The organism is Haloferax prahovense, assembly GCF_000723845.1.
In the GTDB taxonomy this organism is placed as follows: domain Archaea; phylum Halobacteriota; class Halobacteria; order Halobacteriales; family Haloferacaceae; genus Haloferax; species Haloferax prahovense.
Genome location: NZ_LK053000.1, coordinates 691846 through 714525, shown reverse-complemented (window position 1 = coordinate 714525; position 22680 = coordinate 691846). Strand labels below are relative to the sequence as shown.

Genomic DNA, 22680 nt, shown 5'->3' with positions numbered 1-22680 from the left:
GTCTCCGCTTTTCTGACTCTCTGTCACCACCCAGTACGACACGGATAGCGATCTCGCGGCGCGTCGCAACTCCGTTTCGGAGTTCTGTATCGCAGTAGTCGGTTTATCACTCCGAGCGCCGTCCAGACCGCAACCGCTCCCGGACGGCAGATTTCGCCACCTGGTTGCGGGTTCGTGGTGTTTACCCCCGTAACTCGACCCCGATTCATGCAAGATAATGAACAGACCGAGCGAACAGATACCAAAGCATTACTTATCGCAGTTCGCAGGGGCCTGTATGGGCCTTCGCAAGCCGCCGTTGTACGACGTCCACGCGGACGCCGGGGCGACGTTTACCGAGTTCGGCGGATGGGACATGCCTGTGGAGTACGACTCCATCAAGGCCGAACACGTGGCCGTCCGAGAATCGGTCGGCATCTTCGACGTTTCGCACATGAGCGAACTCGAGGTGTCCGGCCCGGACGCGACCGCGCTGATGCAGCGCCTGACGACGAACGACGTGACGGCCCTCGAACCGGGTGATTCGCAGTACTCGGCCATCGTGAACGACGAGGGCGTCATCATCGACGACACCGTCGTCTACCGACTCCCCGACCGCGACGAGCGGGTCTACCTCTTCATCCCGAACGCCGGCCACGACGAGGAGATGTACGACCGCTGGACCTCGTTCCGCGACGACTGGGACCTCGACGCCACCGTCGAGGACGTGACCGAGGACTGGGCGATGTTCGCGGTACAGGGCCCCGACGCCCTCGATTCGGTCACGGACGCCACCCCCGACGCCGCCCTCGACGACCTCTCGAAGTTCCAAGCGACGTTCGCCGACGTGGCGGGCGTCGAGTGCTGGGTGGCCCGGACGGGCTACACCGGCGAAGACGGCTTCGAGGTCCTCTGTCCGTGGGACGACGCCGAGACCGTCTGGTCGGCGCTCGACGCGACCCCCTGCGGGCTCGGCTCCCGCGACACGCTCCGACTGGAGATGGGCTACCTGCTCTCGGGACAGGACTTCGACCCCGAGACTGAGCCCCGGACCCCCTACGAGGCCGGCATCGGCTTCGTCGTCAAGCTCGATACCGAGTTCGTGGGCCGCGACGCCCTCGAACAGCAGTCCGAGGCCGGCGTCGACGAGACCTTCGTCGGCTTCGCCCTCCTCGACCGCGGCGTTCCCCGACACGGCTACGACATCGCCGACGCGGACGGCGAAGTCATCGGCGTCGTGACGAGCGGGACGATGAGCCCGACGCTGTCGGAGCCTATCGGCCTCGGCTACGTCCCCGTCGAGTACGCCGACGACGAGACCGAGATTTCGGTGCTCGTCCGCGGCCGCGAGAAGCGCGCAGTAATCGTGACACCTCCCTTCATCAACTGACAATGTTCGAAATCCCTGACGACCGGAAGTACCTGGAATCGCACGAATGGACCACCACCGAGGGCGACGCCGTCAAAATCGGCATCTCCGACTTCGCGCAGGACGAACTGGGCGACGTCGTCTTCGTCGAACTCCCCGCTGAGGGCGACGAACTCGCCGCCGGCGAGGAGTTCGGCGTGGTCGAGAGCATCAAGGCCGTCTCGGACCTCTACGCCCCCATCTCGGGCACGGTCACGGCCGTCAACGAGGAACTGTTCGACGCCCCGGAACTCCTCAACGACGACCCCTACGGCGACGGCTGGATGCTCGAAGTCGAACCGGCCGACACGAGCGAGTTCGACGACCTCCTCTCTCCCGAGGAGTACCGCGAGCAGACGGAGTGAGATGACGGCTGGAAACGGACGGCGGGTCGGAAGCCCGTACGCCCCACACACCGACGCCGACGAGGAAGCGATGCTGGACGCCGTCGGCGTCGACAGCGCGGAAGACCTCTTCGACATCCCCGGTGAGGTCCGCTTCGACGGCGAGTTCGGCGTCGACAGCGCCGACGAACAGGAGCTCAGAAACGCCATGGCCGACCTGTTTTCACGCAACGAGGAGCTGACGGAGTTCCTCGGTCGCGGCCACCACGCCCACTACGTGCCGGCGCTGGTCGACGACCTCTCGCGGCGCTCGGAGTTCCTCACCTCGTACACGCAGTACCAGCCCGAAATCGCACAGGGCTTCCTGCAGGTGCTGTTCGAGTACCAGTCGATGCTGGTCGAACTGACCGGGCTTCCGGTCGCCAACTGCTCGATGTACGACGCCGCGACGGCGCTCGCCGAGGCCGCGCTTCTCGCGAACCGCCTTCGCCGCGGCGCGAGCGGCCACCGCGTGCTCGTCCCCGAACACCTCCACGAGGGTCGTCTCGGCGTCCTGGAGAACTACCTCGACGGCGCGGAGATGGAAATCGGCGAGTACCCGATGGACGACGGCGCGGTCGACGTCGAGACCCTCGCGGACCTCGTCGACGACGAGACCGTGATGGTCTACGCCGAGACCCCGACGGTCCGCGGCGTCATCGAGGAGCGACTCGCCGATATCAGCGACCTCGCCCACGACAACGACGCGCTGTTCTGTCTCGGAAGCGACCTCGTGGCGCTCGCCCTGCTCGAAGAACCCGCGAGCGTCGGTGCCGACGTGGTCGTCGGCGAGGCCGGCGCGCTCGGCCTCGGAACGGCCTACGGGATGGGTCTCGGCATCTTCGCCACCCGCGAGGAGTACCTCAGGCAGGTCCCCGGCCGCCTCGTCGGCGTCTCCGAGGACAGCGCCGACATGCGGGCGTTCACGCTGACGCTCCAGACCCGCGAACAGCACATCCGAAAGGAGCGCGCGACCTCGAACATCTGTACGAACCAGGCGTGGGTCGCGCTCCGAACCGCCATGCACATGGCGTGGCTCGGCCCCGACCGCCTCGTCGACTTGGCGACGCAGGCCGTCACCGACGCGCGCGACCTCGCCGCCCGACTGGACGAGCTTTCGGGCGTCAAAGCACCGCTGTACGACCGCCACCACTTCCGCGAGTTCGTCGTCCGGACGGACCAGCCCGCGCCAGCCATCACGAACGACCTCGCCGGCCGCGGCTTCGCGGTCCACGCCCTCGACGACCACCATCTGCAGGTCTGTATCACCGACGCGAACGCCGACGCCGCGGACGGACTGGTCGCGGCCTTCGAGGAGGTCATCTGATGAACTTCGACCAAGCCCGATTCAGCCGCGACGACGAGTACGAACCGCTCCTGTCCGAGAAAGACAGTACCACCGTCGAGGTCGATTCCGACGGCGTCCTCCCCGACGACCTGACCCGCGACGAACTGACGCTGCCGGCGCTGTCTGAGCCGCAACTGGCGCGCCACTACACGCGCCTGTCGCAGATGAACTACAGCGTCGAACTCGGGCCGTACCCGCTGGGGTCGTGTACGATGAAGTACAACCCCTCGTTCACGGAGGACGTGGCCGCGGACCCCAACGCCGGGGTCCACCCCGACCGCTCCGACCGGACGATTCAGGGGACGCTCGGCCTCCTGCACGGCCTGCAGGAGTACCTCGCCGACATCGGCGGGATGGACGCCGTGACGCTCCAGCCCCCGGCGGGTGCCGCGGGCGAGTTCACGGGTATCCTCGTCGCCAAGGCCTACCACGAGTCGCGCGACGACGACCGCTCGGAGATTATCATTCCCTCGTCGGCCCACGGGACGAACTTCGCGTCGGCCGCGATGGCCGGCTACGACGTGGTCGAACTCCCGTCCGACGACGACGGCCGCGTCGACATGGAGGCGCTCGACGCCGCCATCTCCGAGGAGACGGCCGCGCTCATGCTCACGAACCCCAACACGCTCGGGCTGTTCGAGCGCGACATCGTCGACATCGCCGAGATGGTCCACGACGCGGGCGGCCTGCTGTACTACGACGGCGCGAACCTCAACGCGCTGCTCGGCCGCGCCCGCCCCGGCGACATGGGCTTCGACATCATGCACTACAACGTCCACAAGACGTTCGCCACGCCCCACGGCGGCGGCGGCCCCGGTGCGGGTCCGGTCGGCGTGGTCGAAGAGCTTGCGGAGTTCCTCCCGAGTCCGATGGTCCGCGAGACGGCCGCCGGCTACGAGCAGTACGAACCCGAGTCCTCTATCGGCAAGGTCCACGGCTTCGCCGGTAACTGGCTCGTCCTCGTGAAGGCGTACGCCTACATCGCCCGCCTCGGCGACGCCGGTCTCGCGGACGCCAGCGCCAAGGCCGTCCTCAACGCCAACTACCTCGCCTCGCAGATAGACCTCGAAGTCCCGTACGGGCCGTTCCACCACGAGTTCGCGGCGACCTCGGGCGACCGCGACGCCGCCGACGTGGCGAAGCGCATGCTCGACTACGGCGTCCACCCGCCGACGACGAAGTGGCCCGAACTCGTCTCGCAGGCGATGCTCACGGAGCCGACGGAAGTCGAGGACAAGGCGTCGCTCGACGACCTCGCACACGCCTTCAACGCGGCGTACGCCGACTCCGACGAGGCGCTCGAAACCGCGCCCACGAAGACCAGCGCCCGCCGCATCGACCAGGTGTCCGCCGCGCGGAACCCGCGGCTCTCGTGGCAGGCGCTCGGCGACGGCGAATAACGAGAAAACCTCTTTTTCGCGGCTTACGCTTCCGCTTTCGCGTACGTCTCGATGTCGTCCGTGATGTGGATGTAGCCGTAGTCGCACTCCGTGCAGTGCCACTTCGTCTTCGTGCCGAGGTGAATCTCCATGCTGGCGGCGAGGTAGAACGTGTCGTTGCCGCAAGCCGGGCATTCGCGCTGGATTTCGAGGTCGCTCATGGGGTCGAATCCGTGGTAGTCGTTGTTGAAGATATTGGTTCGCGGGCGGGATCGGGCCGTGATAAACCAATTACGACGATATGAAATTCGTCTCGGCGGCCGAATGCCCGCAATGGCGAGGGCATCGGCGTCTGCGCGCTCGACACGAGAGCGACATCGGCGCGAGCGTCCAGAGCGTCGTCGCCGGGATGAAGACCTCTCGGCGTCTGCATCGAGGTCGAAGCGACCGGCCGACGGGAGGCGATACTCACCGTCTCGGGACTCGCCGGCGTCGACGAGACACTCACCGTCTCGATATAGGCGGCCGACGAGCGAGTGCGACGGGGACCGTGTCGGCCTTGCGCACACCTGTCTGTGAAGTAGTGTTATCTCCTTCCAGACACAAGCGACCGGCGTGTCCATCACCGCTATCGAGCGACCCCGCGTACTGCTGTTTTCCCTCCTCACCGTCGTCTTAGGCGGCCTGACCGTTCGGGCCACCGTCGGCGGTCACGACCCCGTGCAAGCGCTGCTCCTCGCCTCGCTGACGGGGTACGCGGTGACGGGGTTGTTGTTCCACCGGGTACCGAACGTCGAGCGCCTCGCCGCGGTCCCGCTCGGCGTCATCGGCGTCGCCGCCTACGCGGTCGGCGCGCCGACGGACCTCCCGGTGCTGTTGGTTCTTCTCGGCGTTGGGGGAGTGGTCGACCTCCTGTGGGACCCGACCGGGAACGTCCAGGGGAGCCAGTCGGACTGAGCGCGGGCAAGCCAGCAAACGGCTCGGGCGGGCGTCGAAGCGTGATTTCGTGGTCGCCGAGAGACGAGGGTTCGGGTGCCCGAGTCCCCTGAACGGCACGCCGACCGGCGGCCAGCGGGACCATCGTCACTAGGGAACCAGTCCGCCGAACCATTGATGCACGTAGAGAACAGCCGGGTACGTCGCGGGAAACGCGAGTAGGAACCCGTTCAAGCCCATGAACGCAGCGTTGAAAACGTGGAACAGGACGCCGAGTGAGAGCAGTCCGACCGACAGTTCAATCGGTCGAAGGAGTACTAGCGGGAAAGCACACTCGAAGGCGATGACGCCCCACGAGCCGACCTGGGTGAGCCGGGGATAGCGGTCGAGAAACCGAAACACGCGGCCGTTCCCCCAGTTGTTCGTCGCGAAGACACCGAGCACCGCTGTCCCGTCCCGCCACTCGTCCGACATCGCCTTACTGAGCCCCGCAATCGCGTATGAGAGGACCGCCTGGGCGGCGACGAACGCCATGGCAGCACGGGAAAGAACGCTCCCCTGGGGGGCGAGCGTGACGAGCAATACCCCGAAGGTAACGATCGTCGCCATCTGGAAATCACCGCTCAGGCCGCCCTGACACCGGAAGACGATGCAGACGTCGGTGAAAAGAACGACGAGAAGTCCGAGCGGGGATGGCATCCCGAACGCCGCCGTCACGCCGACCGCAGCGCCAGCCAGGAGTCGGCAGCCGAGTACCCACCGGAATCGGGGATACGTTATCAGCGGAACGACCACCTTCGAGGCCGGTCCGGACTCCGCGAACAAGCGGGAGACGTCCCAATTCAGTACGCCGTCGGGCTCGAATCTGCCGCGGGTAGCTAACTGCTCTGCCGACTTCAGGACCGTGTGAACGCCGATAAGGAGTGCCATCACGCGCGTGGCTCCGATGAGTGTGAGCGTTGGAATCATGTTAATCAGTCATCGAGTGAGTGAAATTCCGAGACGAATACCAGTTCGTGCCCGTCGCTCGCGCGCGAGTACTGCATAACAGCGAACTGCGTGGACTCTCCGAGCGGTGAGTGTTCCTGTGCCGTCACGAGCTGCAAGAGCGTGAGGTACATCGTCGAGAACTTCACCTGACCGAGATCGACTCGTCTCGGTTCCGGGGGGGTTGCCGCTGTTACCTCCGTTTCGGAATCTGCGCGCTGTTCGTCGTCATCAAAGGCTGACGTGAGACCCTGTGTGAGGTCGAAAAGTGCCTTGCTCCGGTACATCGATGGGTTCCAGACCCACCGGACGATAGCCGGAGGGGCCGACTGACTGAGTTTGTCGACGCTCCGCCAAGCGCTCAGCGACCCGTCGGTTCGACGGTCGCGGTATAATAAGACGTAGTCGTGTTGCCCCGGATGTGGCGAAAAGAAGTTCCACTTCGGAACTATCGCGTACAACGGACCGAGCCGTTGGGAGAGCGCGCTTGCGCCAATCCGGGTTGAGTTTCCTACCGTGGCTCCGATCCACGCACCCAGAAACGCGAGAACGACCGACTGAAGCGGCGTCATCGCGGACCAATTCGGGAGGTTTGCTGCATGATTGGAGCCAGATGGCGTCGTTTAGGCGCCAACCCGCGCCTCGATCAGCTCACTCACCGACTGGCCCGAGTCGGCGTCGGAACTGGCACCCGAGGGAGCCTCAAACGCATGGTTAGCTCGTCCGCTGCTCGAGACGGCAACCGCTGCGATGGTGACGGCGACGACGGCCGCCGCGGCGGTGGACAGGTCGGACTCTGGGTCGAAGTCGGGGACGTCTTCGCCCGCTGGAAGCCGGTCGAGCGCATCGCGTTCCGCCGAGTTGAGACCCGGCGGCGCGACGATGATGTGGAACGTCAGTTCGTCGGCACCTGCAGCCTCGCGGACCCAGAACGACGACGAGTCGATGCGACCGCCATTGAACGGGACGGAGGTGACGGCAATTGAGGCCTCGGATGGAATCGCCCGGTCGGCGACGATTTCCCGGTCACCGTAGCCGAGGTCGAAGCTCGAAACGTCACCGCTCACTTCCGAAGCCGGGCGGGGAGCGACCGACTCGTCGGCGATCTGCTCGGCGATGTGGTCGCGCTCGTTCGCGTCGAACGCCCCGTCTGCGTCGTCGAGGCCGGCGAGCGGATCGTCAGCCTCCCGGGAACAGATCAGCGTGATGCTCCCGCTTAGTTGCGGCGGCACCACGTCGAGTTCTGACCGTGAGAGAACGGTAACTTCGGGGGAATTGGTCTCGATGCTGGCACTACTATTCTCAACGCTTTCACGTTGATTTATGACACTGCCGGACATGTCATCAGTATAATAATGTTAGATGATAATAAAGATACTCCCGGGGCAAATCCGAGTGACTGGAGTGCAGCCCCGTTTGAGGAGGCAGTTTAATTATCGTGATACACGACGAACGAAACGTGCCGCTAGCAATCGAGACCGAGTCGCTCCGGAAGGAGTACGGCGACACCGTCGCAGTCACAGGGCTCTCTCTCCGAGTGGAGTCGGGGAGCGTCTACGGATTCCTCGGTCCGAACGGTGCGGGGAAGACGACGACGATGCGCATGCTCACGACACTGACGGCGCCGACGAGCGGCCGCGCGCGCGTCGCCGGGGCGTCCATCGAAGACAGGGCGTCGGTGACGAGTCGAATCGGATTTCTGCCGGACGTTCCGCCGCTGTACGACGAACTCACCGCGCGCGAGCAGTTGCGGTACGCGGGCGGCATCCGTGACCTGCCCGCCGAGACGATTCGCGAACGGGTTTCGGCGCTTCTCGACCGGTTCGACCTGTCCGACGACGCCGACCGCCACCTCGGAGCGTACTCCCGCGGGATGCGAAAGCGCGTCGGACTCATTCAGATACTCTTGCACGACCCCGACGTTGTGTTTCTCGACGAGCCCACGTCCGGACTGGACCCGCGGTCGGCGCGGACGATGCGCCGCGTCATCGAAGACCTGGCCGACGACGAGACCACCGTGTTCCTCTCCTCGCACCTGCTCACCGTCGTCGAGGCGCTCGCGGACCGCGTCGGCGTCATTCAGGACGGACGGCTCGTCACCGAGGGGCCGCTGGACGCGGTGAAACGCAAAGCGCAGCGCGACGGGGAGTCGGAAGGGCTCGAAGCCGCCTTCCTAGAGATGACCGAGGGCCGGAGCGAGTGACCGATGGAGACGATGGTTCGGCAGGTCGGACACGTCGTTCGCGTCCGCGCCCTCCGCGGGGTCCGGCGAGCGCGCGACCGCCCGATGGTGTCTGTGCTCTATCTCGCCGCCGTCTCGTTCGCACTCCTCGCGGTCGTCGGTCGACTCCCGGTCTCCGGCTACGAGGCGGTCTGGAGCGACCCGGGTGCGTACGCCGCCGGCGTCGCCGTTGCGGATGGGAGAGGGGCCGGCGCGCTCGGCACCGCGCGCGGGCTGTCGGGACTGTTGGCAGTCGCGACCTGCTACGGTGTGCTCGTGAGAACGGCCCAACGAGAGGACGACGAACGGACTGACCACCGGCGCCTCGCGCTCTCCCCGACGGCGTTTTTCACCGCGGAGCTTCTCGACCAGCTCGCGTTCGCCGGCCGGCTCGTCGGCGTCGTGGGCGTCGCCGGTGGCGTCGCGTTCGCCGCCGGAGCGGCGTCACCGAGGACGGCTGTGACCGCGCTCGTCGCCGTCACGGCGCTGGTCGCGACGGCCGTTGCGGTGACATTCCCGGTCGCGCTGGGTGTCAGATTGGCGTTCCGTCACTATCCGCGAGTGCGACGGCACCGGCTCCTTTTCGGCGCGCTCTTGGTCTCGGTCGTGGGCTTCGCGTTCGTTCGAACTCGGTCGTCCTTCGCGCTCCTGAGCGGACTCCCGGTCGGTTGGTACGCCGACCTCGCGCTTGTCGGCGCGGGCGTCGGTGCCTCGGACGGGCGCGCCGTCGCCGCCCTCCTCGGAACGCCGGTCGCGTGGTGGCTCGGTGTCGCCACGGCCCGCCGGATAACTGACTACCAACGGGCGGACGCTGGAAAGGCAGGGGAAACGCGGGGAGACCCGGCAATCGTAACCCGGCTTCGGGTCGCCGGCGGCCGGCTCGTCGCCCGTGTCGCCTCGCGGCCGACGGCCGCCGTCGCCCGCGTCGTGTGGCTCCGCCTGTGGCGCGAACCGCGCGCACTACTGTTCAGCGGAATCGTCGTCGGAGCCACCGCGGGGGTGGGACTCGTGGTCGTCGAGACGCTCCCGACCGCACTTCCGGCCGTCGTCGCGACCTACGTCGCGGTCGCGACGGGCGCGGGAGTGACGCTCGACCCGCTCGGAACCGAAGGCGCCGCGCTCCCGCTTACGCTCACGGCACCCCACGGGCGCGAACGAGTCGTGACGGGCTACGCGCTGTCGGCGGCCATTCCGGGGACCGCGCTGTCGGCGGCGGCCGGACTCGGAACCGCGCTCTCGATTGGCGCTGCCCCGGCGGCCTGCGTCGGCGCGGCGCTCGTCGGCTCGATACTGGGTGCGACAGCGCCCGTCGTGTCGCTCGCGGCCGGTCTTCGGCTTTCGCCGACGGACGCGGCGACCGGCTCGCGAGGCGTCGGGCTCCCCCCGCTCGGCGCGCTCTCGGCGTTCTCCGTGGTCGTCGCGCTCATCGGGATGCCGGCTATCGCCGCGACCGCCGCCATCGAGACCGGTTCGATGTCTCTCTCGACGGCCATGACGGTCGCCGTCGCCGCGACGGCGCTTCTCGGACTCGGCGTGGGCTGGTACGCGTTCCGGGACGCGGTCGGGCGACTCGACCGGTACGAACCATGAGCAGCCTCGAAACCGCCGAGCTGACGGACGGGGCGAAAAACGCGAGCGACGTTACAGGTCGGAGGACTCGATACTCCCCAGTTCGGGCGTCGCGTCCTCTCCGGCGCGCGACTGCAACTTACCGATGGCGACGGAGACGACGTAGATACCGACCGCGAAGAGGACGATGACGCCCCCCGCGGTGGCCTCGCCGTAGTAGGACGCGCCGATGCCGAGCAGCACGGCGAGTTCGGCGAGGACGACGGAGACCAGAAGCGACTCGGAGAAGCTTCGGGAGACCTGCGCCGCGCCCGCGACCGGGACGACGAGCATGGCGGCGACGAGGATGACGCCCATAATCTGCATCGCGCCGACGACGACCAGCGCGGTCAGCATGACCATCACGCGGTTGTACCACGTCACCGAGATGCCCGAGACGGCGGCGGCCGTCTCGTCGAACGTCACGTAGAGCAGTTGGTTGCGCGTGAGCGCGACGGTGCCGACGATGACGGCGAACAGCACGAGCAGGATGGCGGCGTTCTCCGCCGAGACGGTCGAGAGGTTGCCGAAGAGGTACTGGTTGATGCCGACCGCGAGGCCGCCCGCGTTGAGGCTGATGAGGACCGTCCCCAGCGCGAATCCGGTCGACAGCACGATTGCCATCGACACGTCGTTGTAGGCGTCGGTCGTCTCGGAGATGAGTTCGATGAGGAGCGCCGCGATGACGGCGACGACGACGGCGGTCAGGTACGGCGAGACGCCGAGGCTGAACACGCCGTTGAGAAAGAGGCCGACGGCGACCCCGGCGAAGGCGGTGTGGGCGAGCGCGTCGCCGATGAGCGCGAGCTGGCGGTGGACGAGAAACGTCCCGATGAGGGGAGCCATCACGCCGATACAGAGGCCGACGAGGATGGCGCGGTGCATGAACCGGTAGTCGAGGAAGCCGAGACCCGTTGCGTCGCCGACGGCGAAAAGCAGGTCGGACCACAGCGCGAGGAACCAGTAGAACGGCGCGAGGACGGCGTCCAACGGTCCCGCCTGCAACGCGGCGAACAGTTCGACGGGTATCACGCGCCACCACCACCGGCGAACGAGGCCGCGGTCCCGAACGCTCGTGCGAGCGCGTCGCTCTCGACGAACTCGTCAGTCGGACCGTCGAAGTAGACCTCGCGGTTGAGACAGACGACGCGCCGGGCGTGGTCGGTGACCGCGCCGAGGTCGTGTTCGATGAGGAGAATCGTGATGCCCTCCTCGTTGAGCGCTTCGAGCAGGTCGTAGAAGGCGTCGACCGACTCGGCGTCGACGCCGACGGTCGGCTCGTCCAAGACGAGCAGGTCCGCCTCGCCGGCGAGCGCACGGGCGATGAAGGCGCGCTGGCGCTGGCCGCCCGAGAGCTTCGTCACCCGGCGGTTGGCGAAGTCCGTCATGCCGACTGTGGCGAGCGCCTCGTCGACGATGCGGTGGTCCTCGGCCGAGAGCCGGCCGAAGCCGACGTGGGGGAACCGACCCATCTTCACGACCTCGCGGACCGTGATAGGCATCTCCTTGGAGGCGCTCGCGTGCTGGGCGACGTAGCCGATGCGCGCGCCGTCGTCGAAGGCGTGCGAGGGCTCGCCGAACAGCCGCGCGGTCCCCGCGTCGGGCCGGAGCAGGCCGAGGATGAGCTTCATGAGCGTCGATTTCCCGGAGCCGTTCGGCCCGACGATGGCGACGTACTCGCCGGGGTCGATGCGGAGCGAGATGTCCTCCACGACGGGCGTCGCGGTGTACCCGAACTCGACGTCTGCGAGTTCGACGAGGGGGCCGGACGAGCCGCCGGCGTCGGCGGTGGCGTCGTCGGCGACGCCGATATCAGCGGACTCCGCGGACTCGCCGTTCCGGAGGGCGCTCATTCGAAGTTCCTCCACTCGTCGGCCCAGCCGTCGTGGCCGACCTCGTCGGGCGACTTGTTGCCGAGGACGACCTCGAACGTGGGCATGTTGATGTTGTACGCGATTTCCTCGTAGCCCCAGTCGTTTTCGACCCAGTCCTCGCGGACGCCCGCGTAGGGTGTGACGGGGAAGTACGCCTCGACGGGCGTCTCGGCGATGAGCTGTTTCGCCGGGCGACGCGTCTCGAAGACGCCCGCGCCGATGTACTTGATGTCGTTGTCCTCGATGACGCGCTTCGCCTCGGTGATGTCCGAGGGCTTCACGTCGCCGCTGGCGGCGAGGTTGACGACGAGCGGGCGCATCTCGACGCCGTAGCGGACGCCGATGTACTGGAAGGCGTTGTGGGCCGCCAACTGGACGACCTTGCGCGACGCCCGGTCGAAGATGTCCTGGTAGTCCCGGTCGATGCGGTCGAGCACGTCGGCCTTGTACGCGTCGGCGTTGTCGCGGAAGGTCTCCTCGTGCTCGGGGGCGAGTTCGACCAGCCCCTCGGTGATGTTGTCGACGGCGGTCTTGGCGCGCCGCGGGTCGAGCCAGAAGTGGGGGTCTCTCCCGCGGCCCTCGCCGACGCCCTCCTCGTCGCGGTCGAGGCTCGCGGCGAGTTCCACGAGTTCGACGCCCTCGCGGACGTTGATGAGTTGGGTGTCCACGTCGTCGTCTTTCAGCGTCTGGATGGCGCGGTCGGCCCACGGTTGGAAGTCCTCGCCGACGTGGACGAACGCGTCGGCCTCGATGATGTCGCGCGTGACACTCGCGTCCGGCTCCCAGCCGTGGCCGTGGAGGCCGGTCGGAATGAGGTTCTTGAGCGTCACCGGCGTGTCGGCCGCGACCTTGCGCGCGAAGTCGTAGAAACTGAAGAACGACGCGACGACGACGAATTCGTCTTCCGACTCGGACCCGCCAGAGGCGTCGTTGGAGCCGGTGTTCGAGCCATCGCTTCCGCTTCCCGCTCCGCCGCCACCGCCGAGACAGCCGGCGAGGCCGGCCGTCAGCAGACCGGAACCGGCCGCGACGACCGACCGCCGAGAGAGTTTGGGGTCGACCGAATCTGCGTTAGTGTTCATCACTATGTGAAATAGATACAAGCCACCATATAGATTTGTTGCTCTAAGGTTGAATTTTGACGTGTCTAAAACATGCGGGTGGAGAGCCGTAACGGCTCACGGGGCACCGACGGCACGACGACCGAGGCGTGGCGGTCGGGCCCATCGGCGTGCAAATCTCTTTGAGTCGGCGCGCCCAACGGCGGGGCATGGGAATCGAACTCTACGCGCTCGACGGCTGTCCGTACTGCGAGAAGGTCCACGACGCGCTGTCCGAGGCGAGCGTCGACTACGAGACGCAGTGGGTCGACGCGCTCCACTCGGACCGAAACGAGGTCAAGCGCGTGAGCGGCCAGCGCGGTGTCCCCGTTCTCGTTGACGGCGACCGCGGCGTGACGATGTCCGAGAGCGAGAACATCCTCCGGTACGTCGACCAGACGCTGGCATGAAGATATACACCGGCCGCGGCGACGAGGGGATGACCGACCTGCGGGACATGACCCGCGTGTCGAAGACGAGCCACCGCATCGAGGCCTACGGGACGGTCGACGAGGTGAACGCCCTCGTCGGGACCGTCCGCCCGACCGGCCACGACGACGTGGACGACGTGCTGGAAGCCGTCCAGAACCACCTCCACATCGTGCAGGCCGACCTCGCGAACCCCGACCCCGACGAGGACGACCCGCAGATAGCCGCCGACCACGTCGACGAACTCGAAGCGTGGATAGACGAGGCCGACGAGGAACTCGACCCGCTCACGTCGTTTATCCTCCCCGGCGGGAGCGAGACGGGAGCTAAGCTTCACCACGCCCGCGCGGTGTCGCGGCGGGCCGAGCGTCGCGTCGTCTCGCTCGCGGCCGAAGAGCCGGTCAACGAGGAAGTCGTCGCGTACCTCAACCGCCTCTCCGACGCGCTGTTCGTCTTCGCGCGACTGGTCAACAAGCGCGACGGCGTGCCCGAGGAGTCGCCGACGTACTGAGTCCGAGCGCCCGCTTCACCCGCCGGCGTCGGCGCGATCGGCGCGGTCGCTCACGAGGATAATGGGACCAGGACGGACGAATCGTGCCCACGGTATCGCCGTCCCGGAAAGGGGCCAGACGCTAACTGGAACCGACCACGAAGCGTGGCCTGCGTTCCCGGTTTTAGGTATGCCTAAGAATCACTAAAGTGTATCGCTCTTTCCCAGACAAATGACTCTCGGTAACACGAGACATAACCGTTTTCTCGTCGCCGTGGCTATCCAGAGGTATGAACCGACACTTCACCGACGCGCGGTACTACTTCCGACGGGGATTCGAGCACCTGTACGCCGGTCTGGACGAGGAGACGGCACCGCTCCGTCGCCGCCTCATGGCGGCGCTCGGGCGCGAGGTTGAGGACGGGGAGGAGTCCGAGCCGCAGACGCGGCGAGAGCGCGTCGAGTACGGCGCGCGCCGGGCGGCGACGCGGAGTCGCCGGGCCGCCGGGCGGGTTCGCCGTCGCGTGCGGCGACCCGAGTAGGCTCGTTTGTGCCCTCGAATCGGGGCACAACGTAAGTCTTAATTGGCGGCGCGGAAAATCGAAATCGTAGCCGGGTTGGTGGTCTAGCCAGGTTATGACGGCTCCTTCACACGGAGCAGGCCGGCGGTTCGAATCCGCCCCAACCCACTTCTCTTCGACACCACCGACGAGCGACAGCGAGGAGCGTGTGTCGAAGTGTGTGGTCGCCGCGGATTCGAAGCAGGGAGCGAACGGAGTGAGCGACCGAGGTTCGAATCCGCCCCAACCCATTTTCTGATTCCTCGAACACCGAGCGGAGCTGAACGTCGTGGCCGGAGCGAGGCGTCCGTGGAATCGGAGACTGAGCACTACCAGGTGAACTACCGAAAAGCGCCGCCCGCCGACGCCTACGCGATGTCGTCGAGCGAGACGGCGCTTCCGCGGTCGACCGTAATCCACGACGTCGTCAGCTCATCCGACTTCGGGGAAAACACCGTCAGTTCGGTCGGGTTCTCCGGGTCGTCGTAGATACATTCGAGGTCGAACACCGGCGCGTCAGCCAACTCGTCGGAACTGTGTGGTGCGGCCGTGCTCATCAGATGGATACGTCCGTCTGGCAACTCGCACACAGCGCGTCGGCGACCGCCTCCTTCGGGACGGACGTCCCGCATCGAGGGCACCGCGAACGGGTGCGCGAGTACTCCGTGTACGGTGCAATCCGCGAATTCTCGTTGGATTCGCTCATACACGACCAAATAGGACACGAGTACAAGAAGTTTTGGATATTAAGAGTGTAATTCCCCAAATTCGAACTCATATGTAACGTCAATTCTGATTATATTGCCTACTCCTCAACGTCGAGAGGACAATCGGTACCCGGGTGGGAAGTCAGATGAGACTACTCGAACGACACGTGGGACAGCCAGCGATTCGACACCGTTCCGTTTTCGAAACGCTCAGCCGACCCCGTCTCTCAAAATGTCAAGAACTTCGAATAAACGAGAAGCTACCACGTTAGCTTTGGCGACCGACTCGCTTTTCTGACAGTTAAATCGTAGCGTCTCGCGTGAAACATCGTGTTTCGTGAACTGTTGCAAAAAAACAGGTCAATGAGCCCCCAGTATCGAAATCAGAGACAGACTAACCACCTATACCATCAGGTAAGTTGACAGCTTGCACGCGAAACTATTGAAACTATCTCGTCAGCTTTTGCCCACAGCGTCGGTAGATTGTCACTGCAGACACATGAATACACGAACACGTATCGCCGGCGTCCTCGTCGTCGTCGCGCTCGTCGCGGCGGCGGCGACAGGAACTGGGATGGCGGCGGTCGACACACGGCAGGCACAGGTACAGCAACAGACACAGACACAGATGCAGGCGGAGTACTGCACGTATCCGAGCAACACGACCTACGGGTCGTTCGAGGTGAGTAACCTCTCCGCGCCGTCCGGCGTCGAAGCCGGTGAGCCGGTGACGGTATCGGCGGACATCACCAACCCGAACGACGTGCCGATGATTCAGTGCGTCGAGTTCCGTCTGGAGGGTGACGTGGTCGAACGGACCGGCTGGGCGCTGAACCCCAACGAGACCGAGACCATCACGTTCGACGTCAACACGACGGGCCTCGAAGACGGGACGTACATCCACGGCATCGAGACGCGCGACTTCGGTGAACTGGCGACGCTCACCGTGGGCGAACAGCCCGAGCCAGAACCCGAAGAACCGACCGCGTCGCTCCAGTTCGACGACCAGGAGTCCGACGGGAGTAGCGTGACCGTCGCGAGCGCGAACCTCTCTGACGGCGGCTACATCGCTATCCTCGACGAGAACGGCTCGGTCGTCGGTGCGACCGACTACCTCGAACCCGGCGAGCAGGAGAACGTCTCCGTGCCGCTCCTCGAATCGCTCAACGAGAGTGCGACGCTGACTGCACAGGCGCACCTCGACACCAACGATAACCAAACGCTCGACTTCCTCACGTCCAACGGGACCGAAGACGGCCCGTACACGGTCAACGGGACGCCCGTCACCGACGACGCTGACGTGACTGTCGGTGAGGAGCCGACCACCGAAGAACCGACGACTGAGGAGCCGACCACCGAAGAACCAACTACGGAAGAGCCAACGACTGAGGAACCGACCACCGAAGAACCGACCGAAGAACCGACAGCGACCGTCAAGTTCGAAGACCAGAACTCCAACGGGGCCACCGTGACCGTCGCGAGCGCGACCCTCTCTGAGGGCGGCTTCGTCGTGATTCACAACGAGAGCGGCGACGTCGTCGGGATATCGAACTACATCGAAGAGAGCGACAGTAACATCCGAATATTCCTCACCGAGTCGCTGAGCGAGAGCGCCACCCTGACCGCCATGGCGCATCTGGATACGAACAACAACCAACAGCTCGATTTCCTCTCGTCTGACGGCGCTGAGGACGGCCCGTACACGATGGACGGGTCGCCCATCACCGACGACGCGGAGATAACCGTCGGTGACGAGCCGACGACAGAGGAACCAACGACAGAGGAACCAACTACGGAAGAACCGACCACGGAAGAACCGACGACTGAAGAACCGACCACGGAAGAACCGACGACTGAAGAACCGACCACGGAAGAACCGACGAACGAGACGGAGACTCCACCGCCGACCGAGACGCCTATCGACAACGGAACGGAGAACTGAGACGACGACCGCCGACCGACCCGGTCCCACCGCCGAGTCGGCTCGAACTATTTTTCACGACGAGCACCGGTCCGACCGACCCGGCAGCAGTCACCGGCCGAGCGCCGCGAGCAGACCGTCGGGAACGGTGAGGAAGCCGAACCAGACCAACAGGACCACGAGCGCAGTGTAACCGATAGAGATGGCGAAGTCCTTGGCGAACCGTCGGGTCGTATATGGATGCGATTCGGCGGACACCGCGTCGACAGCGCCCTTGTGGAGCAAGACGAAGCCGACCACGTTCGTCAGCCAGTAGCCGGCGACGACACCCGGGAGAAACCAGCTTCTGGAGACGAGACTCACCGTGACGCCGAACGCGTAGGCCAGCGGGAGGTTGACCACGAGGTCGTTCCACCACGAAAGCGGGGACAGAACGAACCCGATAGCGGCCAAGATTCCGCCTTTCACGCGCCGGCGTTCCATCCAACTAGATGAACGGCCAGCGACAATAGTATTGTGAGCACCTGGCGCGCGGTTCCCGCGAGCGGGTGCGAGCCGTGGGGTCAGTCCGCCGTCCCGCTTTCGTCGCCGACGAGCGTGTCGACGAGCGCCGTGAGGTCGGAGACAGAGAGGTCCGGCTCCGGTCCGAACGGTTCCCACGGCGAGTCCTTCCGGTCGACCCAGACGCCCTGCATCCCGGCGTGTTGGGCCCCCATCACGTCGAACCAGCCGGCGGTCGCGTGGGCGATTTCGTCGATGGGCGTCCCGGTGCGGGCGGCCGCGTGGCGGTAGAGTTCCGCGTCGGGTTTGAACACTCCGACCTCGTCGGCGCTGACGACGCCGTCGAGGAGGTCGCGGATGTCGGCGTGGTCGACCATCGAGTCGAGCATCTCCGGGTTCCCGTTCGAGACGACGTAGCAGTCGTAGCCGGCGTCGCGGAGGCGGCCGACCGCGTCGCGCACGTCGTCGAACACGTCGAGTTCGTGGTAGACCGAGAGAATCTCGTCGCGCTCGGTCGCCGAGACCGACGCGTCGTGGGCCTCCAGCGCGTACTGGAGCGCCGCGCGGTTGACCTCGTAGAAGGGCTCGTACTCGTCGATGTGGTTGCCGACGAAGGTGTATTCGAGCGACCGCGACCGCCAGAGCCTCGAGACGGGCTCGGGGTCGTCGACGCGCTCGGCGAGCGCCTTCTCGGCGGCGTCGACGTCCACGAGGGTGCTGTACGAGTCGAACGTGACCGTCGAGACGCGGTCCGGGTCGAACGACATGCGAGACCCTACGGCGACGCGGGTGTTAACGATACGGCGGTCGTGCGAACCCGGCGGGAAAAAAGACCGAAGAATGGGGTTGGCGCTCCTGACGAGCGCGGCGGAGGTGAGTCGGCCTACTCAGTCGTCCTCCCAGAGGGTCACGAGGATGACCACGTCCTGCATGTCGAAGGCGTTGCTGTTCGTGTTCGTCGTGCCGAGTTCGAACAGGAAGATGGCTTGGTTGCTGTCGAGTTCCATCGTCTGTCCGTCGTCGCTGATGTAGGGGGCGACGAACTCGGCGGCGTCGTCCTGTCCGTTGTAGCCTTTTATGTCCGGCACCGGGTCGCCGTCGCGGAGGACCGCGACCTGCCGGTGGTCGACCGACGAGTCGGCCGTGACGTAGCCCTCGGCGGCGGCGACGATGGAGAGGCCGTCGCCTGCGTCGCCCGCCACGTTGAACGAGCGCGACGCGCCGTCGTTCACGTTGTTCCAGTCGAACGGGCTGTGGGACTCGCCGTCGACGACGAAGGTGACGGAGACGGGCACGTCGTACCGCCCGTTCTTGATGGCGCTGCCGAGCAGTTCGAACTCGCCCGTGAAGTCGTCGGAGGGGACGACCTCGCCGTCGTCGATGGTGAAGTCATCTTCGGGCTCCGGCGTCGGGGTCGGCGTGGGTGTTGGCGTTGGTGACGGCGTCGGCGTTGGAGTGGGCGTCGGAGTCGGCGTCGAGGTGACGACGTTTCTGACCTCGTAGGTCTCGCCCATCCCGCGGACTTCCAGCGGGAAGGTGACCGTCGCGCCGGGGCCGGACGCCCCGTCGAGGGTGACGGTGACCGTGTCGTGTTCGATTTCGGTCACGCCGTCGGGCGCGGTGTACGTGAAGCTCGCGCGGCCCGACTCGTCGGTGACGGCGGTCGCCCCGTCGGTGGGGGCGACGGTGCCGCCGAGCGAGGTCGGCGATGCGACGGTCAGCGTCGCGCCCGCGGCGGGCGCGCCGTACCGGTCGAACGCGCGGACGACGAGCGTCTCGCGGCCGCCGGAGGGGACTGCGGCGTCCTCGCCTTCGACCGCGACGGCGTAGGCGGCGGGGTCGGGTTCGACAGCCTCGCCGACGCCGAGGCGAGCGACGCGGAAGTCGTAGCGGACGCCCGCGTCGAGTTCGATAGTGACGACCGCGTGGTCGCCACTGGAGGTGTAGGAGACGACCCGCGCGTGGGGTTCCTCGGCCATGAGGTCGACCCACGCGTCCTCCGAGAGGTAGGTCGGCACCGAGATGCGAACCGGGTCGGTGGCGCTGTAGACGGGTAGCGACTCGGTGCGGACGGAGACGGGCGCGAGCGCCACGGTGTCGCCGGCGGTCGTGTGGCCGTCGAGGTCGCCTTCGAAGAAGACGAGTGTGACGGTCGTGCCGCGGACGAGCGACTGGCGGTGGACGACGGGGGTGCCGTCGGTTTCGAGGTACGAGACGCCGCTTTCGAGCACCATCCGGGCCTCGTCGCGCTCGGCGTAGTCGGGTTCGTAGACGATGGCCCCGGTCGCGTAGGTGTGCGTCGAGCCGTTCCAGAAGACCCGCTCGGGGCCGACCGCGGAGACGCCCGTGACGGTCACGGCGTCCGCGCCGTCGACCCGGAACGTCCCGACGCTGTCGGGCGGTGAGACCACGAGGTAGCGCTCGGGGTACGACACGTCGGAGTCGACCGCGACGCGGCTGCCGGCGTCGACGCCGGAGGCGCGGAACACCTGCGAGTCGAGCGACGCGAGGTCGGTCGAGACGCTGGCGCTGTGGTCGGCTTCGTCGCCGGCGGTCCAGACGGGCGTGCCCGCGAGTTGGACCATGGCGATAACCGACACGATGAGGCCGAACGCGAAGACGAGCCCGAGGATTTCGGACACGCCGCGAGAGTCCAGAGAGAGGCGAGACACGGCTCAGACCTCCACGTCGGGCGCGTTCAGTTCGGGCGAGTCCTCGTCCTCGATGGCGGAGTCGGGGAGGTAGATGCGGGTCGCCGCGGTGATGACCACGTCGTCCTCGGCGGAGATGGCGGCCTCGCGGCCGCTGACCATGCCGCTGTCGGAGGTTATCTCCACGTCCGTCTTCGCCGAGGCGATGTTCGCGCCGACGACGAAGATGTTGCCCTCGGCGTCGACGAGGATGTCGCCGTCGCCGAGCATGACCACGCCGTTGAGGTTGACGCCGCCGCGGGCGGAGTCGATTTCGAGGTCGGCGTTGTCCTTGACGCCCGAGAGGCCGGCCCCGGCGAGGTCGACGCCGTCCGCGCCGTCGATGCGGACGTCGCCTTTCCCGCTGATGTCGGCGCTCCGGGCGCTGACGAAGCCGTTCGTCGAGGTGACAGCGAGGAGGTTGCGATCCTGCGTGAGCGTCACCCCGGCGTTGTCGAGGTCGATGTCGCCGCCGGCCTCGATGGTGAGGTCGGCGTTGCTGCCCTGCGTGACCGACGCGCCGGAGAGGTCGATTTCGTCTCCCGCGGTCACGTCGATGTTCTTGCCCGAGACCGAGGTGACGCTCACGCCGACCGCGGCCAGAGAGCCGCTTCCGGCGTCGATGTCGATTCGGCTGTTCGAGCCGGTCGCGACGACGTCGACGTGGAGCGAGACCCCGTCGCCCGCGAGGGTGATGTCCTCGTCGGAGACGATGGTTCGGACGCTCGGCGGGACGACGAGCCGGTCGGAGCCGGCGTCGTAGACGATGTCGCCGCCCGTGCCGGTGTTGTTGACGCGGTAGTCCGCGCCGTCGAACTCGCCGTTGCCGTCCACGTCAGCGTAGACGAAGCCGGGGTCGCCGATGGCGGCCACGAGCCCGCGGAGCGGGTCGGTGACGCCGCCCTCGCGGAGCTGCACGTCGAAGGTCACGCGGTCGACGTTCGCGCCCGCGGAGTCCTCGACGACCACGTCGAACTCGTCGGAGACGACGCCGTCGACGCTGCTCGTCGCGGTGTAGACGAACGTCGCGCGGCCGTCGCCGTCGGTGACGGTCGAGATGGTTCCGGTGTCGCGCGCGACGATGCGCCCGCTCTCGGCGGTCAGGCCGGGGCTGGCCTTGACGACCGCGTTGGGGACGGGGTTGTTCTGCGCGTCGCGGACCTCGACGACGGCCCGGTGGGTCGCACCGGGCGGGACGACGGCGTTGTCGCCCTCGACGTCGACGATGTAGGCGGGCTCTTGGAGCGCGCCGGGGGTGTCGATGCCGACCCGCGAGAGCCGCAGGTCGTACGTCTTGCCGGGCGCGAGTTCGACCGTCAGGGTGTTGTAGTCGGCTCCGGTCGCGTAGGCGATAGAGCGGACGTTGGGTTCGTCGGCCAGCAGGTCGCGCCACGTGTCTTCGGAGAGCCGAGTGGGGACCGAGATGGAGATGGGCGTGCCCGCGTCGGTGACCGTGATGTAGTCGGTGCCGGCGCTCAGGGGGACGACGCTGAAGGTCGTCGCCTCGCCCGTCGCGGTGTCGATGTCGCCTTCCAGGAAGACGAGAGACACCTTGGTCCCGTCGACGAGCGACTGGGTCGCACCGACTTCGCCGCCGCCGTAGGCGGTGTACTGCGCGGTCCCCTCGTGGACGAGCGAGGGTTCGCTCTGGAGGTACCGGTAGTCGGGTCGGTAGACGAACTGCTGGGTGTCGAACGCGTGTTCGGAGCCGTCCCAGTAGGTGCCGGTCTCGCCGGTCGCGACCGCGCCGGAGATGCGGGCCGTCGCGGGGTCGGTCGTCCGGAGCGAACCGGAACCGGCCGCGGGCGAGACGAACAGCGCGCGGGTCGGGTAGTCGACGCCGGCGTCGAGGGTCGCGCGGGTCTGCCGGCCGTCGACGGCCTTGGCGACGCTCTCGTCGAACGCGGCGAAGTCGGTCTCGGCCGCGGTGAGGTGTTCGAATTCGGTCTGTTGGTTCCACGCGGGGACCGCCGAAACCTGCACCATCGCGACGAGCGAGACGACGAGCGCGAACGCGAGCATCGTGCCGAGGATGGCCGAGGCTCCGCGGCGGTCACCGCGGAGGTGCGAGCCGCGGCGGGCCTCGCCCGCGACGAACCCGCGCAGTACGTGCCTGAGGGGCGATTGCGTGTGTTGATTGGGAGTGTTGTGAGTCATGG

General features: G+C 66.6%; 24 protein-coding genes and 1 tRNA gene. 12 read left to right on the top strand and 13 right to left on the bottom strand.

Annotated elements, in window-relative coordinates:
- The first annotated feature begins 277 nt into the window (after positions 1–277).
- The 4 genes from gcvT to gcvPB are packed head-to-tail and all read left to right on the top strand — an operon-like array spanning position 278 to position 4518.
- Positions 278–1369 (top strand): glycine cleavage system aminomethyltransferase GcvT, encoded by a 1092-nt coding sequence (gene gcvT / locus BN984_RS03355; protein ID WP_008095564.1) that lies wholly within the window; start codon positions 278–280, stop codon positions 1367–1369.
- A gap of 2 nt (positions 1370–1371) precedes the next feature.
- A complete protein-coding gene (gene gcvH, locus BN984_RS03350) occupies positions 1372–1752 on the top strand; it encodes a glycine cleavage system protein GcvH (RefSeq protein WP_008095565.1) in 381 nt (126 codons plus the stop codon).
- 1 nt (position 1753) lies between these two features.
- Positions 1754–3097, top strand: coding sequence for an aminomethyl-transferring glycine dehydrogenase subunit GcvPA (gene gcvPA / locus BN984_RS03345; RefSeq protein ID WP_049913598.1), 1344 nt, complete (start codon positions 1754–1756; stop codon positions 3095–3097).
- Positions 3097–4518, top strand: a complete 1422-nt coding sequence (gene gcvPB, locus BN984_RS03340) for an aminomethyl-transferring glycine dehydrogenase subunit GcvPB (protein WP_008095567.1) — start codon at positions 3097–3099, stop codon at positions 4516–4518. The genes gcvPA and gcvPB overlap by 1 nt, the downstream gene beginning before the upstream one ends.
- Positions 4519–4541: 23 nt before the next feature.
- Here the strand turns inward: gcvPB and BN984_RS19630 are convergent, their stop codons facing one another.
- Positions 4542–4718, bottom strand: a complete 177-nt coding sequence (locus BN984_RS19630) for a DUF7838 family putative zinc beta-ribbon protein (protein WP_004969725.1) — start codon at positions 4716–4718, stop codon at positions 4542–4544.
- 394 nt (positions 4719–5112) lie between these two features.
- Here BN984_RS19630 and BN984_RS03335 point away from each other — a divergent pair, with 394 nt between their 5' ends.
- Positions 5113–5454 carry a hypothetical protein gene (locus tag BN984_RS03335; RefSeq protein WP_049967664.1) on the top strand — a complete coding sequence of 114 codons (342 nt, stop codon included), beginning with the start codon at positions 5113–5115 and terminating at the stop codon, positions 5452–5454.
- Between the two features lie 129 nt (positions 5455–5583).
- On the opposite strand, the gene BN984_RS03330 is transcribed toward BN984_RS03335, so the two are convergent.
- Genes BN984_RS03330 through BN984_RS03320 form a run of 3 tightly spaced genes read right to left on the bottom strand, consistent with a single transcriptional unit; the run spans position 5584 to position 7760 of the window.
- Entirely contained in the window at positions 5584–6363 is a 780-nt protein-coding gene (locus BN984_RS03330; RefSeq protein ID WP_147298779.1) for a hypothetical protein, read from the bottom strand.
- Between the two features lie 44 nt (positions 6364–6407).
- Positions 6408–6992, bottom strand: a complete 585-nt coding sequence (locus tag BN984_RS03325; RefSeq protein ID WP_049967663.1) for a hypothetical protein — start codon at positions 6990–6992, stop codon at positions 6408–6410.
- A gap of 51 nt (positions 6993–7043) precedes the next feature.
- Positions 7044–7760 (bottom strand): hypothetical protein, encoded by a 717-nt coding sequence (locus BN984_RS03320; protein ID WP_147302750.1) that lies wholly within the window; start codon positions 7758–7760, stop codon positions 7044–7046.
- A 98-nt stretch (positions 7761–7858) separates the two neighbouring features.
- On the opposite strand from BN984_RS03320, the gene BN984_RS03315 reads away from it, so the two are divergent.
- Positions 7859–8623, top strand: coding sequence for an ABC transporter ATP-binding protein (locus tag BN984_RS03315; protein WP_049967662.1), 765 nt, complete (start codon positions 7859–7861; stop codon positions 8621–8623).
- A 3-nt stretch (positions 8624–8626) separates the two neighbouring features.
- Positions 8627–10231 (top strand): hypothetical protein, encoded by a 1605-nt coding sequence (locus BN984_RS03310; RefSeq protein ID WP_049967660.1) that lies wholly within the window; start codon positions 8627–8629, stop codon positions 10229–10231.
- 51 nt (positions 10232–10282) lie between these two features.
- On the opposite strand, the gene BN984_RS03305 is transcribed toward BN984_RS03310, so the two are convergent.
- From BN984_RS03305 to BN984_RS03295, 3 genes are read right to left on the bottom strand one after another with little or no spacing between them, the layout of a single operon-like run.
- The gene (locus tag BN984_RS03305) at positions 10283–11281 is read right to left on the bottom strand and encodes a metal ABC transporter permease (protein WP_008095581.1); all 999 of its coding nucleotides are present in this window, start codon (positions 11279–11281) and stop codon (positions 10283–10285) included.
- The gene (locus BN984_RS03300; protein ID WP_081909220.1) at positions 11278–12102 is read right to left on the bottom strand and encodes a metal ABC transporter ATP-binding protein; all 825 of its coding nucleotides are present in this window, start codon (positions 12100–12102) and stop codon (positions 11278–11280) included. Before BN984_RS03300 ends, BN984_RS03305 begins: the two co-directional genes overlap by 4 nt.
- Positions 12099–13205 carry a metal ABC transporter substrate-binding protein gene (locus BN984_RS03295; protein WP_008095585.1) on the bottom strand — a complete coding sequence of 369 codons (1107 nt, stop codon included), beginning with the start codon at positions 13203–13205 and terminating at the stop codon, positions 12099–12101. The genes BN984_RS03300 and BN984_RS03295 overlap by 4 nt, the downstream gene beginning before the upstream one ends.
- A 188-nt stretch (positions 13206–13393) precedes the next feature.
- Between BN984_RS03295 and BN984_RS03290 the strand changes: the two genes are divergently transcribed.
- The 4 genes from BN984_RS03290 (at position 13394) to BN984_RS03275 (ending at position 14831) form a co-directional block, all read left to right on the top strand.
- Positions 13394–13633, top strand: coding sequence for a glutaredoxin family protein (locus BN984_RS03290; RefSeq protein WP_008095587.1), 240 nt, complete (start codon positions 13394–13396; stop codon positions 13631–13633).
- A complete protein-coding gene (locus BN984_RS03285) occupies positions 13630–14163 on the top strand; it encodes a cob(I)yrinic acid a,c-diamide adenosyltransferase (RefSeq protein ID WP_004969720.1) in 534 nt (177 codons plus the stop codon). Before BN984_RS03290 ends, BN984_RS03285 begins: the two co-directional genes overlap by 4 nt.
- A gap of 269 nt (positions 14164–14432) precedes the next feature.
- Entirely contained in the window at positions 14433–14684 is a 252-nt protein-coding gene (locus tag BN984_RS03280; protein WP_008095589.1) for a hypothetical protein, read from the top strand.
- 72 nt (positions 14685–14756) lie between these two features.
- A tRNA-Val gene (locus BN984_RS03275) sits at positions 14757–14831 on the top strand.
- Positions 14832–15070: 239 nt separating this feature from the next.
- On the opposite strand, the gene BN984_RS03270 is transcribed toward BN984_RS03275, so the two are convergent.
- Both BN984_RS03270 and BN984_RS19625 read right to left on the bottom strand, forming a co-directional pair.
- Positions 15071–15259, bottom strand: coding sequence for a DUF7511 domain-containing protein (locus BN984_RS03270; RefSeq protein ID WP_004975315.1), 189 nt, complete (start codon positions 15257–15259; stop codon positions 15071–15073).
- Complete coding sequence (locus BN984_RS19625; protein ID WP_181950681.1) at positions 15259–15408, bottom strand: zinc finger domain-containing protein; 150 nt, start codon at positions 15406–15408, stop codon at positions 15259–15261. The genes BN984_RS03270 and BN984_RS19625 overlap by 1 nt, the downstream gene beginning before the upstream one ends.
- A 500-nt stretch (positions 15409–15908) precedes the next feature.
- Between BN984_RS19625 and BN984_RS20145 the strand changes: the two genes are divergently transcribed.
- Positions 15909–17351 carry a DUF7282 domain-containing protein gene (locus BN984_RS20145; protein ID WP_049967657.1) on the top strand — a complete coding sequence of 481 codons (1443 nt, stop codon included), beginning with the start codon at positions 15909–15911 and terminating at the stop codon, positions 17349–17351.
- A gap of 90 nt (positions 17352–17441) precedes the next feature.
- On the opposite strand, the gene BN984_RS03255 is transcribed toward BN984_RS20145, so the two are convergent.
- The 4 genes from BN984_RS03255 to BN984_RS03240 form a co-directional block, all read right to left on the bottom strand.
- The gene (locus BN984_RS03255; RefSeq protein ID WP_008095593.1) at positions 17442–17813 is read right to left on the bottom strand and encodes a hypothetical protein; all 372 of its coding nucleotides are present in this window, start codon (positions 17811–17813) and stop codon (positions 17442–17444) included.
- An 80-nt stretch (positions 17814–17893) separates the two neighbouring features.
- Positions 17894–18598 carry a haloacid dehalogenase type II gene (locus BN984_RS03250; protein ID WP_008095594.1) on the bottom strand — a complete coding sequence of 235 codons (705 nt, stop codon included), beginning with the start codon at positions 18596–18598 and terminating at the stop codon, positions 17894–17896.
- A gap of 120 nt (positions 18599–18718) precedes the next feature.
- Positions 18719–20503, bottom strand: coding sequence for an Ig-like domain-containing protein (locus BN984_RS03245; RefSeq protein WP_008095595.1), 1785 nt, complete (start codon positions 20501–20503; stop codon positions 18719–18721).
- A 3-nt stretch (positions 20504–20506) separates the two neighbouring features.
- Entirely contained in the window at positions 20507–22678 is a 2172-nt protein-coding gene (locus BN984_RS03240) for a hypothetical protein (protein WP_049913600.1), read from the bottom strand.
- Between the last annotated feature and the right edge of the window lie 2 nt (positions 22679–22680).

Excerpts from the sequence above, each read along its gene's own strand:
- gcvT (WP_008095564.1), top strand. The coding sequence starts at position 278 with ATGGGCCTTCGCAAGCCGCCGTTGTACGACGTCCACGCGGACGCCGGG.
- gcvH (WP_008095565.1), top strand. The coding sequence starts at position 1,372 with ATGTTCGAAATCCCTGACGACCGGAAGTACCTGGAATCGCACGAATGG.
- gcvPA (WP_049913598.1), top strand. The coding sequence starts at position 1,754 with ATGACGGCTGGAAACGGACGGCGGGTCGGAAGCCCGTACGCCCCACAC.
- gcvPB (WP_008095567.1), top strand. The coding sequence starts at position 3,097 with ATGAACTTCGACCAAGCCCGATTCAGCCGCGACGACGAGTACGAACCG.
- BN984_RS19630 (WP_004969725.1), bottom strand. The coding sequence starts at position 4,718 with ATGAGCGACCTCGAAATCCAGCGCGAATGCCCGGCTTGCGGCAACGAC.
- BN984_RS03330 (WP_147298779.1), bottom strand. The coding sequence starts at position 6,363 with ATGGCACTCCTTATCGGCGTTCACACGGTCCTGAAGTCGGCAGAGCAG.
- BN984_RS03325 (WP_049967663.1), bottom strand. The coding sequence starts at position 6,992 with ATGACGCCGCTTCAGTCGGTCGTTCTCGCGTTTCTGGGTGCGTGGATC.
- BN984_RS03320 (WP_147302750.1), bottom strand. The coding sequence starts at position 7,760 with ATGTCCGGCAGTGTCATAAATCAACGTGAAAGCGTTGAGAATAGTAGT.
- BN984_RS03310 (WP_049967660.1), top strand. The coding sequence starts at position 8,627 with ATGGAGACGATGGTTCGGCAGGTCGGACACGTCGTTCGCGTCCGCGCC.
- BN984_RS03300 (WP_081909220.1), bottom strand. The coding sequence starts at position 12,102 with ATGAGCGCCCTCCGGAACGGCGAGTCCGCGGAGTCCGCTGATATCGGC.
- BN984_RS03295 (WP_008095585.1), bottom strand. The coding sequence starts at position 13,205 with ATGAACACTAACGCAGATTCGGTCGACCCCAAACTCTCTCGGCGGTCG.
- BN984_RS03290 (WP_008095587.1), top strand. The coding sequence starts at position 13,394 with ATGGGAATCGAACTCTACGCGCTCGACGGCTGTCCGTACTGCGAGAAG.
- BN984_RS03285 (WP_004969720.1), top strand. The coding sequence starts at position 13,630 with ATGAAGATATACACCGGCCGCGGCGACGAGGGGATGACCGACCTGCGG.
- BN984_RS03280 (WP_008095589.1), top strand. The coding sequence starts at position 14,433 with ATGAACCGACACTTCACCGACGCGCGGTACTACTTCCGACGGGGATTC.
- BN984_RS03270 (WP_004975315.1), bottom strand. The coding sequence starts at position 15,259 with ATGAGCACGGCCGCACCACACAGTTCCGACGAGTTGGCTGACGCGCCG.
- BN984_RS19625 (WP_181950681.1), bottom strand. The coding sequence starts at position 15,408 with ATGAGCGAATCCAACGAGAATTCGCGGATTGCACCGTACACGGAGTAC.
- BN984_RS20145 (WP_049967657.1), top strand. The coding sequence starts at position 15,909 with ATGAATACACGAACACGTATCGCCGGCGTCCTCGTCGTCGTCGCGCTC.
- BN984_RS03255 (WP_008095593.1), bottom strand. The coding sequence starts at position 17,813 with ATGGAACGCCGGCGCGTGAAAGGCGGAATCTTGGCCGCTATCGGGTTC.
- BN984_RS03250 (WP_008095594.1), bottom strand. The coding sequence starts at position 18,598 with ATGTCGTTCGACCCGGACCGCGTCTCGACGGTCACGTTCGACTCGTAC.
- BN984_RS03240 (WP_049913600.1), bottom strand. The coding sequence starts at position 22,678 with ATGACTCACAACACTCCCAATCAACACACGCAATCGCCCCTCAGGCAC.